Annotated in this window: 12 protein-coding genes; 5 read left to right on the top strand and 7 right to left on the bottom strand. The window is 69.3% G+C overall.

What is annotated here, in order from left to right; translation table 11 throughout:
* Nucleotides 1–29 precede the first annotated feature (29 nt).
* On the top strand, nucleotides 30–1,238 hold the full coding sequence (locus NS283_RS04435) for a thiolase family protein (RefSeq protein ID WP_058595670.1): 1,209 nt from the start codon (nucleotides 30–32) through the stop codon (nucleotides 1,236–1,238).
* Nucleotides 1,235–3,373, top strand: a complete 2,139-nt coding sequence (locus NS283_RS04430; RefSeq protein ID WP_058595669.1) for a 3-hydroxyacyl-CoA dehydrogenase NAD-binding domain-containing protein — start codon at nucleotides 1,235–1,237, stop codon at nucleotides 3,371–3,373. The genes NS283_RS04435 and NS283_RS04430 overlap by 4 nt, the downstream gene beginning before the upstream one ends.
* Before the next feature lie 63 nt (nucleotides 3,374–3,436).
* On the opposite strand, the gene dxs is transcribed toward NS283_RS04430, so the two are convergent.
* The 5 genes from dxs to dut all read right to left on the bottom strand — a co-directional run bounded on the left by dxs (nucleotide 3,437) and on the right by dut (nucleotide 10,444).
* On the bottom strand, nucleotides 3,437–5,386 hold the full coding sequence (gene dxs / locus NS283_RS04425) for a 1-deoxy-D-xylulose-5-phosphate synthase (RefSeq protein ID WP_058595668.1): 1,950 nt from the start codon (nucleotides 5,384–5,386) through the stop codon (nucleotides 3,437–3,439).
* A 235-nt stretch (nucleotides 5,387–5,621) separates the two neighbouring features.
* The gene (locus NS283_RS04420) at nucleotides 5,622–8,462 is read right to left on the bottom strand and encodes an aconitate hydratase (RefSeq protein ID WP_058595667.1); all 2,841 of its coding nucleotides are present in this window, start codon (nucleotides 8,460–8,462) and stop codon (nucleotides 5,622–5,624) included.
* Nucleotides 8,463–8,598: 136 nt separating this feature from the next.
* Nucleotides 8,599–9,366, bottom strand: a complete 768-nt coding sequence (locus NS283_RS04415) for a DUF3159 domain-containing protein (protein WP_058595666.1) — start codon at nucleotides 9,364–9,366, stop codon at nucleotides 8,599–8,601.
* Entirely contained in the window at nucleotides 9,363–9,992 is a 630-nt protein-coding gene (locus NS283_RS04410) for a DUF3710 domain-containing protein (RefSeq protein WP_058595665.1), read from the bottom strand. The genes NS283_RS04415 and NS283_RS04410 overlap by 4 nt, the downstream gene beginning before the upstream one ends.
* Nucleotides 9,989–10,444 (bottom strand): dUTP diphosphatase, encoded by a 456-nt coding sequence (gene dut, locus NS283_RS04405; RefSeq protein WP_058595664.1) that lies wholly within the window; start codon nucleotides 10,442–10,444, stop codon nucleotides 9,989–9,991. Before dut ends, NS283_RS04410 begins: the two co-directional genes overlap by 4 nt.
* 12 nt (nucleotides 10,445–10,456) lie before the next feature.
* Between dut and NS283_RS04400 the strand changes: the two genes are divergently transcribed.
* On the top strand, nucleotides 10,457–10,948 hold the full coding sequence (locus NS283_RS04400) for a DUF3093 domain-containing protein (RefSeq protein WP_058595663.1): 492 nt from the start codon (nucleotides 10,457–10,459) through the stop codon (nucleotides 10,946–10,948).
* Here the strand turns inward: NS283_RS04400 and NS283_RS04395 are convergent.
* Nucleotides 10,923–11,216 carry a DUF4193 domain-containing protein gene (locus tag NS283_RS04395; protein WP_013586557.1) on the bottom strand — a complete coding sequence of 98 codons (294 nt, stop codon included), beginning with the start codon at nucleotides 11,214–11,216 and terminating at the stop codon, nucleotides 10,923–10,925. The two genes, NS283_RS04400 and NS283_RS04395, sit on opposite strands and share 26 nt — an antisense overlap.
* Before the next feature lie 221 nt (nucleotides 11,217–11,437).
* Here NS283_RS04395 and sepH point away from each other — a divergent pair, with 221 nt between their 5' ends.
* Nucleotides 11,438–12,493 carry a septation protein SepH gene (gene sepH / locus NS283_RS04390; protein WP_058595662.1) on the top strand — a complete coding sequence of 352 codons (1,056 nt, stop codon included), beginning with the start codon at nucleotides 11,438–11,440 and terminating at the stop codon, nucleotides 12,491–12,493.
* Nucleotides 12,494–12,499: 6 nt separating this feature from the next.
* On the opposite strand, the gene NS283_RS04385 is transcribed toward sepH, so the two are convergent.
* Nucleotides 12,500–13,627, bottom strand: coding sequence for an alkaline phosphatase family protein (locus tag NS283_RS04385; RefSeq protein ID WP_058595661.1), 1,128 nt, complete (start codon nucleotides 13,625–13,627; stop codon nucleotides 12,500–12,502).
* A 71-nt stretch (nucleotides 13,628–13,698) separates the two neighbouring features.
* Between NS283_RS04385 and NS283_RS04380 the strand changes: the two genes are divergently transcribed.
* Nucleotides 13,699–16,152 (top strand): DNA gyrase/topoisomerase IV subunit A, encoded by a 2,454-nt coding sequence (locus NS283_RS04380; protein WP_058595660.1) that lies wholly within the window; start codon nucleotides 13,699–13,701, stop codon nucleotides 16,150–16,152.
* Nucleotides 16,153–16,417: the final 265 nt, after the last annotated feature.

Here is a 16,417-nt window from a genome sequence, read left to right as displayed (position 1 = left end):
CTGGGGTCATCCCAAACTTTGGAGGCAGAGTGGCCGAGATGACGGACGTCTTCTTCGTCGACGGAATGCGCACCCCTTTCGGGCGCGCCGGCGAGAAGGGAATGTACTGGAACACCCGCGCGGACGACCTGGTCGTCAAGGCGATCATCGGGTTGATGGAGCGCAACGGCGACGTGCCGAAGGACCGCATCGACGACGTGGCGATCGCCGCGACGTCGCAGACCGGTGACCAGGGTCTGACCCTCGGTCGCACGGCGGCGATCCTCGCGGGGCTCCCGATGACGGTGCCGGGTCTCGCGGTCGAGCGCATGTGCGCCGGCGCCATGACCAGCGTCACCACGATGGGCGCCTCGATCGGCGTCGGCATGTACGACCTCGCTCTCGCGGGCGGCGTCGAGCACATGGGTCGTCACCCCATCGGAGGGAACGTCGACCCCAACCCCCGCTTCGTAGCCGAGAAGCTCGTCGACCCGGGTGCGCTGAACATGGGCGTCACCGCCGAGCGCATCCACGATCGGTTCCCCCACCTCACCAAGGAGCGCGCCGATCGTTTTGGCGCCGCGAGCCAGCACAAGGTGCAGGCCGCCTACGAGGCCGGCAAGATCCAGCCCGACCTCGTGCCGGTGGCGGTGAAGGATGCCGACGGCGCCTGGGGCCTCGCGACCGAGGACGAGGGTCGCCGCCCCGAGACCACCGTCGAGGGTCTTGCGACGCTGAAGACGCCGTTCCGCCCCCACGGTCGCGTCACGGCGGGCACGTCTTCGCCGCTGACGGACGGCGCGACCATCAGCCTGCTCGCGGGTGCCGACGCCGTGAAGGAATTCGGTCTCACGCCGAAGATGCGCATGGTGTCGTTCGCGTTCGCCGGTGTCGAGCCCGAGATCATGGGCATCGGCCCCATCCCCTCGACCGAGAAGGCCCTCAAGAAGGCCGGACTCACGATCGACGACATCGGCCTGTTCGAGCTGAACGAGGCGTTCGCGATCCAGGTGATCTCGCTGCTCGACCACTTCGGCATCGCCGACGACGACCCCCGCGTGAACCCCTGGGGCGGTGCGATCGCCGTCGGCCACCCGCTCGCGGCATCCGGAGTCCGTCTCATGATCCAGCTGGCCGCGCAGTTCGCCGAGCGGCCTGACGTGCGCTACGGGCTCACCGCCATGTGCGTCGGCCTCGGCCAGGGCGGCTCTGTCATCTGGGAGAACCCGTTCTTCGACGGAAAGAAGAAGCGCAAGTGACCGACTACACCTCGATCGACTTCAGCCCCCTCGACGCCCTCACCGGCGACGAGGTGATCACCCACTCCCCCGTCCGCGATGTGCGCCTGCCCTCGGGCAACGTGCTGGCGCTCATCACGCTCGACAACGGCCGCGACCACACGCGTCCGAACACGTTGGGCCCGGCGACGCTCGCCGAGCTCGGCGAAACCCTCGCGACGCTGAAGCGCCGTGCGGCGGCGGGCGAGATCCACGCCGTCGCCATCACCGGCAAGCAGTACATCCTCGCGGCCGGTGCCGACCTGTCCGACGTCGCCAAGCTGCCGTCGAAGGAGGTCGCCCGGCTCATCGCTCAGCGCGGGCACCAGGTCATCGGCTCACTGTCCGACCTCGGCGTCCCGTCGTTCGCTTTCGTCAACGGGCTCGCGCTCGGCGGTGGCCTCGAGATCGCGCTGAACTCGACCTACCGCACGGTCGATGCGTCGGCCGCGGCGATCGCCCTGCCCGAGGTGTTCCTCGGCATCATCCCCGGCTGGGGCGGCGCGTACCTGCTGCCGAACCTCATCGGCATCGAGAACGCGCTCGAGGTCGTCATCTCGAACCCGCTCAAGCAGAACCGGATGCTCAAGCCCCAGCAGGCGTTCGACCTCGGGATCATGGATGCCATCTTCCCGGCGGCCAGCTACCTCGAGGACTCGCTGCGGTGGGCCGACGGCGTGCTCACCGGTCGCGTCCGCGTCGAGCGGAAGAATGAGCCCGGCAAGCTCGAGCGACTGACCAAGTGGCCGATCGCGATCAAGATGGCCCGCGGCATGCTCGAGTCCAAGATCGGCACCGTCCCCCGCTCCCCCTACGTCGCGCTCGACCTGCTCGACAAGGCGAAGAGCGGCACGAAGGCCGAGGGGTTCGCCCGCGAGGACGAGGCGCTGGCCGACCTCATCACGGGCGACCAGTTCGCGGCATCCATGTACGCCTTCGACCTCGTGCAGAAGCGCGCCAAGCGTCCGGTCGGGGCTCCCGACAAGGCGCTGGCGAAGAAGGTCACGAAGGTCGGCGTCATCGGCGCGGGTCTCATGGCCTCGCAGTTCGCCCTGCTGTTCGTGCGGAAGCTGCGTGTGCCCGTCGTCATCACCGACCTCGATCAGGGTCGCGTCGACAAGGGCGTGGCATCCATCCGTGAGGAGATCGGCAAGCTCGAGGCCAAGGGCCGCCTGGACGGCGACACGGCCAACCAGCTGCGCGCGCTCGTGCACGGCACGACCGACCGTTCGGAGTTCGCGGACTGCGACTTCGTCATCGAGGCCGTGTTCGAAGAGGTCGGCGTCAAGCAGGAGGTGTTCTCGGCGATCGAGAGAATCGTCGCCGAGGACGCGATCCTCGCGACCAACACCTCGTCGCTCTCCGTGGCCGAGATCGGCTCTGTGCTGCAGAACCCCGAGCGTCTCGTGGGCTTCCACTTCTTCAACCCCGTCGCGGTCATGCCTCTCATCGAGGTCGTGAAGACGGATGCCACGAGCGACGCCGCGCTCTCGACCGCGTTCGTCGTGGCCAAGGGGCTCGGCAAGAACGCGGTGCTCACCGCCGACGCCCCGGGCTTCGTCGTGAATCGCCTGCTGGCGAAGGTCATGGGCGAGGCGGCGCGGGCCGTGTACGAGGGCACCCCGATCGCGGTCGTGGAGAAGGCGTTCGCGCCGCTCGGTCTTCCGATGGGGCCGTTCCAGCTCATCGACCTGGTGGGCTGGAAGGTCGCGGCGCACGTGCAGGACACGATGGCGCATGCGTTCCCCGAGCGGTTCTTCTCGTCGGAGAACTTCCACGAGCTCGCCGCTCTCCCCGAGGTCGTCGAGAAGGACAAGGGCGGCCGGATGACCGGTTGGACGAAGGCCGCGCAGAAGGTCCTCATCACCGGAAAGACGCCGGTCGCGCCCGAGACGATCCTCGCGCGCGTGCAGGACGGCCTCGCGCAGGAGATCAGAATCATGCTGGAGGAGGGCGTGGTGCCCGAGGTGCAGGACATCGACCTGTGCCTCATCCTCGGCGCCGGCTGGCCCTTCATCGACGGCGGGGCCTCGCCCTATCTCGACCGTGAGGGGGCGTCGGAGCGCGCCTTCGGCGACACGTTCCACCACCCGCCCATCCGCGGCATCGGAGCCTGAGGCCCGGCACATGACGACGGCGCCGTCCCCGAGGGGGCGGCGCCGTCGTGGTCGATAGAGGCTTCAGGGCCGGGACTTCTCCCACTCCTCGATCGTGGGGATCGAGCCGGTGGGCGTCTGCCGCGCCATCGGGATGCGGGTGCCGAGCACCTGCGCCACGACGTCGTGGGCGATCTTGGATGCCGTGAGACCGGCATCTTCGAGGATCTGCTCGCGCGTGGCGTGGTCGATGAACTCGTCCGGGATGCCGAGCTCGTCGACCGCCGTGTCGACGCCGGCCTCGCGCAGGACCTGGCGCACGCGGGTGCCCACTCCGCCGACACGGATGCCGTCCTCGATGGTGATGACGAGACGGTGCTCGCGCGCGAGGTCGACGACCGACGGCTGCACGGGAATGGCCCAGCGCGGGTCGATGACGGTCGCGCCGATCCCCTGCGCCTTCAGCCGCTCCGCGACCTCGAGAGCCAGGTGCACCATCGGGCCGATACCGACGAGGAGGACGTCTGGGCTCGAGCCTCGGCTGAGCACGTCGACACCGTCGTGCAAGCGCTCGATCGCCTCGACGTCGGCGTTCACCTTGCCCTTGGGGTACCGCACGACCGTCGGCGCGTCCTCGATGGCCGTGGCCTCGCGGAACTCCTCGCGCAGTCGCGTTGCGTCGCGCGGCGCGGCGATGCGGATGCCGGGGACGAGCTGCAGCATGGCGAGGTCCCAGATGCCGTGATGGCTCGGGCCGTCGGGGCCCGTGACCCCCGCGCGGTCCAGCACGAACGTGACACCCGCTCTGTGCAGCGCGACGTCCATCATGACCTGGTCGAACGCCCGGTTCATGAACGTGGCGTAGATCGCGACGACGGGGTGCAGGCCGCCGAAGGCCAGACCCGCGGCCGAGGCGACCGCGTGCTGCTCGGCGATGCCGACGTCGTACACCCGCTCCGGGAAGCGTTCGGCGAACTGCTGCAGGCCGGTCGGGCGCAGCATCGCGGCGGTCATGGCGATGACGTCCTCTCGCTCGGCACCGACGGCGAGGAGTTCTTCGGCGAACACATCGGTCCACTGCGTGCCGCCGCCCGAGCCCACGGCCTCACCGGTGACCGGGTCGATCTTGCCCACAGCGTGGAACTGATCGGCCTCGTCGCTCATGGCGGGCGCGTAACCGCTTCCCTTGTCGGTGATCGCGTGGACGATCACGGGAGCGCCGTAGGACTTGGCGAGTTCGAGTGTCTCGATGAGCGACTCGAAGTCGTGCCCGTCGATCGGACCGAGGTACTTGATGTCGAGGTTGCTGTAGAGCGCCTCGTTGTTGGTGAAGCGCGAGAGGAACCCGTGGGTGCCGCCGCGGACGCCACGGTAGACCGCGCGAGCGGCGGGCCCCAGACGGCGGAACAGAGTGTCGGAGCCGCGGTGCAGCGTGCGATAGGCCTCATTCGTGCGCACACGGTTGAGGTAACGCGCCATCCCTCCGATGGTGGGCGCGTACGAGCGACCGTTGTCGTTCACGACGATGACGAGGTTGCGATCGTTGTCGTCGCTGATGTTGTTCAGCGCCTCCCACGTCATGCCACCCGTGAGCGCACCGTCACCGACGACGGCGACGACGTGACGATCGCGGCGCCCCGTGCGACTGAAGGCCCGTGAGACGCCGTCGGCCCAGCTGAGCGAGCTGGAGGCGTGGGAGGACTCGACGATGTCGTGTTCGCTCTCGGCTCGCTGCGGGTATCCGGCGAGGCCGCCGCGCGAGCGCAGGTTCGCGAAGTCCTGGCGACCGGTGAGCATCTTGTGCACGTAGGACTGGTGCCCCGTGTCGAAGATGATCGGATCGGCCGGAGAGTCGAAGACCTTGTGGAGGGCGATCGTCAGCTCGACGACGCCGAGATTCGGACCGAGGTGTCCGCCGGTGCGGGAGACGTTCTCGACGAGGAAAGCGCGGACCTCCGCGGCCAGTTGGCGCAGGTCGTCGGTGCTCAGGCCGTCGAGGTCACGGGGGCCGTGAATGCCGGGTAGGAGAGCCATAAGACTCCTCTCGTGCGGTGCGCGCGGGGACGCGCGTACGTGTCGATTCTAGTCTCGGGGGCTGGTCGGGGCCCGGCAACGGCTTGCGTCCCGGGTCCGCATGCTCTCTCGACGATGAGCGACAGAGGGCGTTCGCCGTCGTCGCGGTCCGGTTCGCGTGGGCCGAGCCCGATGGATGCGAAGAGCGCCCACCCCGAAGGATCGGGGTGGGCGCTCCTGGCCGGCGCGCGGTGGGTCAGACCAGCGAACGCAGCACGTACTGCAGGATGCCGCCGTTGCGGTAGTAGTCGGCCTCACCGGGGGTGTCGATGCGGACCACGGCGTCGAAGGTGACGGTCTGCTTGCCCTCGGGCGAGAACTCGCTCGGCTCGGCGGTGACCTTGACCGTCTTCGGCGTGACGCCCTCGTTGAGCTGCTCGAGGCCCTCGATCGAGACGATCTCGGTGCCGTCGAGGCCCAGCGACTTCCAGCTCTCGCCGGCCGGGAACTGCAGCGGGACGACCCCCATGCCGATGAGGTTCGAGCGGTGGATGCGCTCGAAGCTCTCGGTGATGACGGCCTTCACGCCGAGGAGGTTGGTGCCCTTGGCCGCCCAGTCGCGCGACGAACCCGAGCCGTACTCCTTGCCGCCGAAGATCACCAGCGGGGTGCCCTGAGCCTGGTAGTTCTGGCTCGCGTCGTAGATGTACGACTGCGGGCCGCCCTCCTTCGTGAAGTCGCGGGTGTAGCCACCCTCGATGATCTGGCCGTCGTTGACGGCGGCGACCATCTCGTTCTTCAGGCGGATGTTGGCGAACGTGCCGCGGATCATGACCTCGTGGTTCCCACGGCGTGAGCCGTACGAGTTGAAGTCCTTCTGCGCGACGCCGTGCTCGGTGAGGTACTGCGCGGCGGGGGTGCCCGCCTTGATGTTGCCGGCCGGGCTGATGTGGTCGGTCGTGACCGAATCGCCGAGGGTCGCCATCACGCGCGCACCCGTGATGTCGGTGACGGGCGAGGGCTCCATCGACATACCGTCGAAGTAGGGTGCCTTACGCACGTACGTCGAGTCGGCATCCCATTCGAAGACGGGGCCGGTCGGGGTGGGCAGGTTCTTCCAGCGCTCGTCGCCCTCGAAGACGGTGGCGTACTGCTGGATGAACTGCTCGCGCGAGATGGACGCGTCGATGATCGTCTGGACCTGGTCGGGAGCGGGCCAGATGTCCTTCAGGAAGACGTCGTTCCCGTTCTGGTCCTTGCCCAGTGCGTCGGTCTCGAAGTCGAAGTTCATCGAGCCGGCGAGAGCGTAGGCGACCACCAGCGGCGGGGAGGCCAGGTAGTTCATCTTCACGTCGGGGCTGATGCGTCCCTCGAAGTTGCGGTTACCCGAGAGGACGGCCGTCACGGCGAGGTCGTTCTCGTTGATGGCCTCGGAGACCTCTTCGATGAGCGGTCCCGAGTTGCCGATGCAGATCGTGCAGCCGTAGCCGACGGTGTAGAAGTCGAGGCCCTCGAGCGCCTTGTCGAGACCGGACTTCTCGTAGTAGTCGGTGACGACCTTGGAACCGGGGCCGAGCGTCGTCTTGACCCACGGCTTGCGCTTCAGGCCCTTGTCGACGGCGTTCTTGGCGAGCAGGCCCGCCGCGATCATGACCGACGGGTTCGACGTGTTCGTGCACGACGTGATCGCCGCGAGCGTCACGGCGCCGTTGTCGAGCAGGTACGACTGCCCGTCGGGGGTGGTGACCTTGACCGGGTTCGACGCGTTCACCGGGTGGCCGGAGGAGATGAGCACATCGCTGCCGGTCACGTCCTCGGTCTCTTCGCCCGGGACGGCGCCCGGGTCGGATGCCGGGAAGGTGCCGTCGACCTCGAGGTCGACGATCGAGTCCGAGACCGAGGCATCCGCGTAGTTCAGGATGTCCTTCTCGAACTGCGACTTGGCCTCGGAGAGCAGGATGCGGTCCTGGGGACGCTTCGGGCCGGCGATCGAGGGGACGACCGTCGAGAGGTCGAGCTCCATGTACTCGCTGAAGACCAGCTCACGGGCGGGGTCGTGCCAGAGCTTCTGCTCCTTGGCGTACGCCTCGACGAGGGCGACGGTCTGCTCGTCGCGACCGGTCAGGCGCAGGTAGTCGAGGGTGACGTCGTCGATCGGGAACATCGCCGCGGTCGAGCCGAACTCGGGGCTCATGTTGCCGATGGTGGCGCGGTTCGCGAGCGGCACGGAGGCCACGCCCTCGCCGTAGAACTCGACGAACTTGCCGACGACGCCGTGCTTGCGGAGCATGTCGGTGATCGTGAGGACGACGTCGGTCGCGGTGACACCGGCGGGGATCTCGCCAGAGAGCTTGAAGCCGACGACGCGCGGGATCAGCATCGACACGGGCTGACCGAGCATGGCCGCCTCGGCCTCGATACCGCCGACGCCCCAGCCGAGCACGCCCAGGCCGTTGACCATCGTGGTGTGGGAGTCGGTGCCGACGCAGGTGTCGGGGTACGCGCGGAGCACGCCGTCGACGGTGCGGTCGTAGATGACCTTGGCCAGGTGCTCGATGTTGACCTGGTGCACGATGCCGGTGCCCGGGGGGACGACCTTGAAGTCGTCGAACGCCGTCTGGCCCCAGCGGAGGAACTGGTACCGCTCGCCGTTGCGCTCGTACTCGATCTCGACGTTGCGCTCGAGGGCGTTCTCGCTGCCGAACAGGTCGGCGATGACCGAGTGGTCGATGACCATCTCGGCGGGCGAGAGCGGGTTGATCTTGTTCGGGTCGCCGCCCAGCGCCGTCACGGCCTCGCGCATGGTGGCGAGGTCGACGATGCAGGGCACCCCGGTGAAGTCCTGCATGACCACGCGTGCGGGGGTGAACTGGATCTCGGTGTCGGGGTCGGCCGTGGGCACCCACGAACCGAGGGCCTCGATCTGCTCCTTGGTGACGTTGGCGCCATCCTCGGTGCGGAGAAGGTTCTCGAGCAGCACCTTGAGGCTGAACGGGAGCTTCTCGTGACCGGCGACCGTGTCGATGCGGAAGATCTCGTAGTCGGTGCTGCCGACCGTCAGGGTGCTCTTGGCACCGAAGCTGTCAACCGTGGACACGATCGTCTCCTTCGTCGGCGAATGCGCAGGCGTCAGCCCGCGAATCCCATCTTCCCCGCGCCGCTCGGTCGCTGCCAGGAAGGCCGACCTAACCGCGCTGAAGACGGGTATTTATCTTGATATCAAGATAAATGTATCAGTCTTCGCGCGCAACGGAGCGAGCAGGTCCCAGGGCGCGGACCGTGAGCCAGGTCACGGCGAGCATCGGCGCGAACAGCGGAAGGCCCATCACGATCTTGAGCGTGCCGAGCGCCACGACGTCGCCGGCGAAGTACAGCGGCAGCTGCACGATCAGGCGCGCCGCGAACAGGGCGGCCCAGGCGACGGACAGCCACACGTAAGTCCGGCGTTTGCGACGGTCGGCGCGCCAGCTGGTGCCCTCCCCCGTCAGGTAGCCCGCCGCCAGACCGATCAGCGGCCAGCCCACCAGGGCGGAGACCAGGAACGCGGTGCCGTACGCGCCGTTCGTGAAGAACCCGAACACGAAGTTGTCCTGGCCCCGGCCCGTGACGAGCGCGAGGACTGCCGCCGCCACGGTCGCGAGCAGGCCCCCGATGGCGGCGCTCGGCGGGGACTTCGCGATCAGTCGCGCGATCGTGAAGACGAGGGCGATGCCCACCGACACGCCGAGGCTGAGCCACAGGTTCCCCTGCCCCGTCGTCGGATCGATGGTGACCGTGAAGAGCACGACGAACGCCAGCGACGGCAGGACCGATTCCAGGATGCCGCGCCACCCGCCCATCGCCGACCACACGGCCGAGCCGGTCGACGCGTGAGCAGACGGATCCAGGCCCGCGCGTCGAGCCGCGTTGCCGAGCGCAGCGCTCAGGCTGTCGGCCGCGGCGGGCGGTTCGAGGGGAACGTTCTCGCCCTCGCGCGTCGGGCGTGCCGCGTCGTCGCTCATGCCGTGCCGGGGGTCGCCGGCATCCGGAGGGGAATCAGGTCGCGCGGCGGCATGGGCGAACCGCCCCGCACCACGACGATCGATCGGTAGAGATCTTCGACAGCCGCCGCGGCTTCGACGTCGGTCGTGGCCGCTCCCCCGATGACGCCGCGCAGGAACCACCGCGGACCGTCGACGCCGACGAAGCGCGCGAGGCGCTTGCCCGCCCCCTCGGCGCCACCCATGACCGGGACCTCGGCGAGCAGTTCGGGACCCAGAGGGCCCTCGCGCTCCTCGACGCGACCGCCCTGCTGCTTGACCTGCTGACGGATCTGTTCGCGAGTCTCGCCCCACAGCCCGCTCGTGCGGGGAGCGGCGAACGGCTGCACCTGGAGGGTGGAGTCGGCGTAATCGAGGCCGACGGCCACGATCCGCTTCGTCTGCTCCTCGACCTCGAGCCGGAGGTTCAGGCCTTCGCGCGGAAGGATCTTGATGCCGCCGAGATCGATGTACGGGCGAACCGGGTTCGCCTCCGCCTCGTCGAACGGCCCGCTGCTTTCGCGATCAGCGGGAGCGCTTTTCGCGGAGATCGCCACCTCGAGGGCGGCGTCGTCGGTTTCGGAGGTGGGCTGAGCGTCGTCGGTCATCGGGTGCTCCCTTGAAGGTTCTGGTATCCGCTCGATCCGAATCCGCCCTCGCCGCGCACACTGTCGGGCAGGTCGTCGACGGGGACGAAGCGCACGGGCGGGACGGGCATCACGATGAGCTGGGCGATGCGGTCGCCCACGGAGATGTCGTAGGCCTCGTCGAGGTCTGTGTTGAGGAGGGCGACCTTGATCTCGCCGCGATAGCCCGCATCGATCGTCCCCGGAGAGTTGACGATCGTGATGCCGTGCTTGGCGGCCAGTCCGCTGCGCGGGACGACGAACGCAGCGTAACCCTCGGGCAGCGCGATGCGGACCCCGGTGGACACGAGCGCGCGTCGACCGGGTTCGAGACGCAGGGCCTCCGCGGAGGTCAGGTCGGCTCCGGCGTCGCCCGGGTGGGCGAAGACCGGAGGCTCGGATGCGACAATGAGGACATCCACCGTTTCGGTCACCCCACGAGGGTAATGCAGAAGAGGGGGTGCGGCATCCGCACCGGAGTCGAGTACCGAGAGCGCCTCAGCCCGTCGCTGTGGGCGCTGGTCGCCGCGGCCGTCTGCGGCCCCATGGCCGCCGTCGTCTTCTCGCCTCTGAACACGACCCTCGCCCTTTTCATCGGGCTGGTCGTGTCGGTCGCGATCGTGGTCGGCCTCCTGGCGATCTCCCCTGTCGTCGAGATCCGCGAGGGCGAGCTGCACGCCGGCCGTGCGCACATCCCCGTCGAGCTGCTCGGAGAGCCGTTCGGCGTCGAGGGCGACGCCGCTCGCACGGCCCGAGGGAGTGGTCTCGACCATCGGGCGTGGCATGTGATCCGGGGCGGCATCGACGGGGTCGTCACGGTTCCCGTGACCGACCCCGAGGATCCGACTCCTTCGTGGGTGGTGTCCACCCGGACGCCGGATCGCCTCGTTGCGGCGATCCAGCGTGCTCAGCTCAGGCTGCGCACTCCGCGCAGATGAAGCCGTTGCCGCTCTCGTGGTCGATCTGCGAGCGGTGCTTGACGAGGAAGCAGTTCATGCACGTGAACTCGTCTTCCTGCGGCGGGAGGACGACGACGTCGAGTTCGATGTCGGACAGATCGGCCCCGGGGAGTTCGAAGCCCGAGGGGTTGTCGGCATCCTCGTTGTCGATCGATCCCGACGTCTTGTCAGGCACGCGCTCCTTGAGGGCCTCGATCGACTCGCTGTCGTCCTCGGTCTTGCGCGGTGCGTCGTAATCGGTGGCCATGCGTGCTGGTCTCTACTTCCGGTGATTGTGGTGCTGTGCGCCGTCGGGTACCCGATCGGGCGGCCATAGTTTGCATGACCCGACCTCGATAAGCAAATGCTCGCGAGGCGGGTTGCGTTTCGGGCGAGGCGTGAAACTCGCGGCGCGCCCGCGATATTCCCGGAACCGGGGAACGGCCGTGTCAGCATGGGCGTCGACCGCAGATCGGAGGGGTGTTTCGCATGGAGCAGCTCAAAGTCATCGGAACCGAAGATGACGTCCTCGTCGTCGCGACCGAATCGGGTGAACGATTCGCTCTCGCCCTCGACGAGGTGATGCGCGTGCAAGCGCGTCGGGCCCGTCGCGACCGTGAAGACGACGATCGTGGACCCCGCCCCAGCCCGCGCGAGATCCAGGCGCACATCCGCTCCGGCCTCACCGCCCGTGAGGTCGCGACCCTGCTGAACGCCCGCGTCGAGGACGTGGAGCGGTTCGAGGGTCCGGTGCTGGCCGAGCGCGAGCATGTCGTCGCCCAGGCGCTGGCCGTGCCCGTGCTTCTCGGGGGCGCTCTCGAACACGACTCCCCCATCACCTTCGGCACCGCCGTGCGCGCGAAGCTCGGTGAGGCCGGCGCTTCCGCGGAACGCTGGACCAGCTGGAAGGAATCGTCCGGCTGGATGGTCAAGCTCGAGTTCACGGCGAACGGCATCGATCACGATGCCCGCTGGAGCTTCGACCCCCGCCGCAGCACGCTCTCGCCTCAGAACGCCGACGCGATCCAGCTGTCACGCCAGGGGTCGCTTCCCGAGGGCCTCATCCCACGACTGCGCGCCCTGGACAGCCCGCTCCCCAAGGACGAGTCGCGCTTCGACAGCGGGTCGTTCGGCCCGCGCAAGATCGACATCGAAGACGAGCCGGGCGTCGAGGCCACCGGACCCGTGGCGGCAGCCGTACAGGCGGCGGCGATCAAGCGCGCGCCCGATGTGCCGGTGACATCGTCGGAGACCGCCGACCTTCTCGAGGCTCTCCGCCGTCGGCGCGGCCAGCGCGAGCCGCTGCCCGGAACCACCGCGCCCGAGGCCCCGGCCCCGCGCCCTGTGGGCGCACCGGTCGCGCTCTTCGACGCCGTCGAACCGGGCTACAGCGACCCGGCCGTCGAGCCGGCGCCCGAGCCCGAGAACGCCTCCTCGTCCGGCCCCGCGGCGTCGGGCAACGACGCGGGTCGCCGGGCCAAGGGCCGCCCGTCGATGCCCTCGTGGGACGAGATCGTGTTCGGGGCGCGCTCCGACGAGAGCTGAGCGGGCTCAGGCGAACGCGCCGAGGCGCAGGAGCGGGACCGTCCGCTCCTCGTCGGTGAGGGATCCGTGCTGCCCGACCATGCTCTGCGGGCGTTTGTCGGTCTCGCGGTCGTCGTAGTACGCGTAGCGCCCTCGCGCGGCGACGACGACGTCGCCGATCCGCTCGCGGACGTCATCCGCCACGGTGCCGAAAAGGCCCGCCGCGATCGCCTCGTCACGGGTGAGCACCCAGGCCCGCGCGTGCTCGCGCTCTCGCCACGCCGTGGCCACGGCATCCGCTCGCCCGGGCTCCGCGTAGAGGTGCAACATCCGCGGTTCGCCGCCGAGGAGGGCGACCCCGTCGACCAGCGGGTCGCCGTCGCCGAGGAGCACGTGTCGACGGGCGGGGACGTCGACCATTCCGTGATCGGCGGTGATCAGGATGCCGGTGGTCGCATCGGCGGTGGAGGCGAGCAGCTGGGCCGCGGCGTCGACGCGCTCGAGCGCGGTGATCCAGCGATCGGACTCGGTGCCGTCGCGGTGTCCGGCGGTGTCGAGCTCCGGCGCATAGAGGTAGACCAGCGCACCGGGGTGGCGCGCCGCCAGATCGGCCGCCGTCGCGGCACGCTCGGCGAGGTCGTTCGACGCGACGAACTCGGCCCCGCGGAGGGTGGCCGCGGTGAATCCCGTCCGCGTGTACTCCGGTCGGGAGACGACGAAGCACGGCCGACCGCTCGCGACCTCGCGTTCGAACAGCGGCTCGCTGCGCTGCCAGGTTCTCGGGTCGAGGCCGTCGGTCTCCCAGCCGTGCAGTTGGTTCGGCGCGACGTCGGTGCCGGGGATGCGGGCGCGATACCCGACGATCCCATGCGTGCCCGGGTCGGTGCCGGTGAGCAGGCTCGTCAGGGCCGCCGCCGTCGTGGAGGGGAAGACCGTGCGCGCGACGTCGCGGCGACCCCCCGTCGAACCGAGGAAGCGCGCGTGCCCCCGCCGGGCGGCGAGGTTGTGGGCGCCGAGACCGTCGACGACGAAGACGACCGCGCTGCGCGCGGGGGCGAACCAGTCCGAGCGTCCCTCGAGGGCGGCGATCGACTGCTCCACCACACCGGTGAGGCTCCGGGAACGCGGCGGGTCCGCCGGTAGGCTGAGAGACATCGGAGCAAGTCTTCCACACGGCTCCCGATCCCCGTCCTGACGTGACGCCCGCCCGACCCGAGGCCGCATCCATGCCCGATTCCCGTTCTTCCTCCCCCGTGTCCGAGCGCATCGAGAATGTCGATGTCTCCGCCGAGATGCAGGGGTCGTTCCTCGAGTACGCCTACTCGGTGATCTACTCGCGCGCTCTTCCCGATGCCCGCGACGGTCTGAAGCCGGTGCAGCGCCGCATCCTCTACCAGATGGCCGAGATGGGTCTGCGGCCCGATCGGGGGCACGTCAAGAGCGCCCGTGTCGTCGGCGAGGTGATGGGAAAGCTCCACCCGCACGGCGACGCCCCCATCTACGACGCGCTCGTGCGTCTCGCGCAGCACTTCACGCTGCGGGTGCCGCTCGTCGACGGACACGGCAACTTCGGCTCGCTCGACGACGGCCCCGCGGCCTCGCGCTACACCGAGGCCCGACTTGCTCCCCCGGCCCTCGCGTTGACCGAGAACCTCGACGAAGACGTCGTCGACTTCATCCCCAACTACGACGGACAGTTCCAGCAGCCCGAGGTGTTGCCGGCGGCATTTCCCAACCTGCTGGTCAACGGCGCGACCGGTATCGCGGTCGGCATGGCCACGAACATGGCGCCGCACAACCTGATCGAAGTGGTGGGCGCGGCGACGCACCTGCTGCAGAATCCGGATGCCACGGTCGAGGAGCTCATGGAGTTCGTCCCGGGCCCCGACCTCCCCTCGGGCGGCATCATCGTCGGCCTCGACGGGATCAAAGACGCCTACACCAGCGGTCGCGGCACCTTCCGGACGCGGGCGAAGGCCTCGATCGAGTCGCTCGGCCCGCGCCGCACCGGCATCGTCATCACCGAGCTGCCCTACCTCGTCGGAGCCGAGCGCGTCATCGAGAAGATCAAGGATGCCGTTCAAGCCAAGAAGCTGATGGGCATCGCCGACGTCACCGACCTGTCCGACCGTCACCACGGTCTGCGCCTCGTCATCGGCATCAAGACCGGGTTCGACCCGAAGGCCGTGCTCGAGCACCTCTACCGCCTGACCCCGCTCGAGGACTCGTTCGGCATCAACAACGTCGCCCTCGTCGACGGGCAACCGCAGACGCTCGGGCTTCGCGACCTGCTGCGTGTGTACCTCGACCACCGCATCCGCGTCGTCACGCGGCGCAGCGAGTACCGCCTGGCGCGCAAGCGTGAGCGCCTGCATCTCGTCGAGGGCCTGCTCATCGCGATCCTCGACATCGACGAGGTCATCCAGGTCATCCGCTCGTCCGATGACGGCGAGGCGGCGCGCACGCGTCTGCAAGAGGTGTTCGACCTCTCGCACCCCCAGGCCGAGTACATCCTCGAGCTGCGCCTGCGGCGCCTCACGAAGTTCTCGCGCATCGAGCTCGAGGCCGAGCGCGACCAGTTGAACGCCGAGATCGCCGAGCTCGTCGAGCTGCTGGGCAGCGAGACGCTGCTGCGCCAGCAGGTGGCGCGGGAGCTGGATGCCGCCGCAGAGGCGTACGGCACCCCGCGGCGCACCATGCTGCTGAACGGCGGGCCGGTGCAACCGCGCTCCACGAAGGCAGCTGCTGCGGCGGACCTGCAGATCGCCGACGCCCCGTGCCGCGTGTACCTCTCGGCCACCGGGCGCATGGTGCGCGCCGAACTGGTCGCCGACGCACCAGGCGGGGGTGTGGTCGCTCCGACGCGCCGCTCGAAGCACGACGCGATCCGCTCGTCGGTCGACACGACCACGCGCGGAGACATCGGGGCGGTGACCTCGGCAGGCCGTCTCGTGCGCTTCTCGCCGGTCGACCTGCCCTCGGTGCCCGCAAACTCGGTGCAGGTGGCCGCGGGTACGAAGGTGGGTCAGTACCTGACCCTCGGCAAGGGCGAAGAGGTCGTCGCGCTCGTCCCGCTCGGCGATCAGGCGATCATCGCCCTCGGCACCGCGCAGGGGGTCGTGAAGAGGGTCGCCGCGAGGGAGATCGGCGCGAAGGACGAGATGGAGATCATCGGGCTCCGCGACGGGGACCGGGTGGTCGGCGCGGCTCTCGCGGGCGACAACGCCGAACTGGTGTTCGTGGCCAGCGACGCTCAGCTGCTGCGCTTCGACGCCTCGTCCGTGCGGCCGCAGGGACGCTCGGCCGGCGGCATGGCCGGCATCCGTCTCTCAGACGGTGCGCGCGTGATCGCGTTCGCGGTCGTGGGGGCCTCGGCCTTCGACGCCGTCGTGGTGACGATCGCCGGCTCGTCGGCGGCACTGCCCGGAACCGACGCCGGCAGTGCCAAGGTGTCGGCTTTCAGCGAGTTCCCCGCGAAGGGTCGTGCCACCGGCGGCGTGCGCGCGCAGCGGTTGCTCCGCGGGGAGGACGCGCTGGTTCTCGCCTGGGTCGGCAGCGAGCCGCGTGCGGTGGGAGCCGACGGGTCCGTTCGGACGCTCCCCGAGGCGGGCGCCAAGCGCGACGCGTCGGGTCAGCCTCTCGACGCCGCGATCGCCGCGATCGGCACCGTCGTCCGCTGATCGTCGTGTCGGCGGGCTGGGCCGCCGTGCGGATATCCGGCGGGTAGCTGACCGATGCGTACAGCGGCTCCCTCGTGCGGATCCGAAGGGTGACTCCCCGCTCCGCGCGCGGCGGCTGCGGCGTTTCCGGCCCCGACTCCGCAGGGCGGTACGGCGCGACCTTCGGCGTCTGCACCGGTGTCCGCGAGACGGTACAGCACGATCCTTCGGTGTCGGTGTCCGGCTCCGCAGGACAGGACAGCATGACCCTGACCTGCGGCAGCCA

It is taken from the genome of Microbacterium testaceum, from assembly GCF_001476285.1.
GTDB classification, from domain to species: domain Bacteria; phylum Actinomycetota; class Actinomycetes; order Actinomycetales; family Microbacteriaceae; genus Microbacterium; species Microbacterium testaceum_B.
The sequence above is the reverse complement of the archived record's forward strand: the minus strand, read 5'-3'. Positions and strand labels throughout refer to the sequence as shown.

Excerpts from the sequence above, each read along its gene's own strand:
- dxs (WP_058595668.1), bottom strand. The coding sequence starts at position 5,386 with ATGGCTCTCCTACCCGGCATTCACGGCCCCCGTGACCTCGACGGCCTG.
- NS283_RS04415 (WP_058595666.1), bottom strand. The coding sequence starts at position 9,366 with ATGAGCGACGACGCGGCACGCCCGACGCGCGAGGGCGAGAACGTTCCC.
- NS283_RS04410 (WP_058595665.1), bottom strand. The coding sequence starts at position 9,992 with ATGACCGACGACGCTCAGCCCACCTCCGAAACCGACGACGCCGCCCTC.
- NS283_RS04400 (WP_058595663.1), top strand. The coding sequence starts at position 10,457 with ATGCAGAAGAGGGGGTGCGGCATCCGCACCGGAGTCGAGTACCGAGAG.
- NS283_RS04395 (WP_013586557.1), bottom strand. The coding sequence starts at position 11,216 with ATGGCCACCGATTACGACGCACCGCGCAAGACCGAGGACGACAGCGAG.
- sepH (WP_058595662.1), top strand. The coding sequence starts at position 11,438 with ATGGAGCAGCTCAAAGTCATCGGAACCGAAGATGACGTCCTCGTCGTC.
- NS283_RS04385 (WP_058595661.1), bottom strand. The coding sequence starts at position 13,627 with ATGTCTCTCAGCCTACCGGCGGACCCGCCGCGTTCCCGGAGCCTCACC.
- NS283_RS04380 (WP_058595660.1), top strand. The coding sequence starts at position 13,699 with ATGCCCGATTCCCGTTCTTCCTCCCCCGTGTCCGAGCGCATCGAGAAT.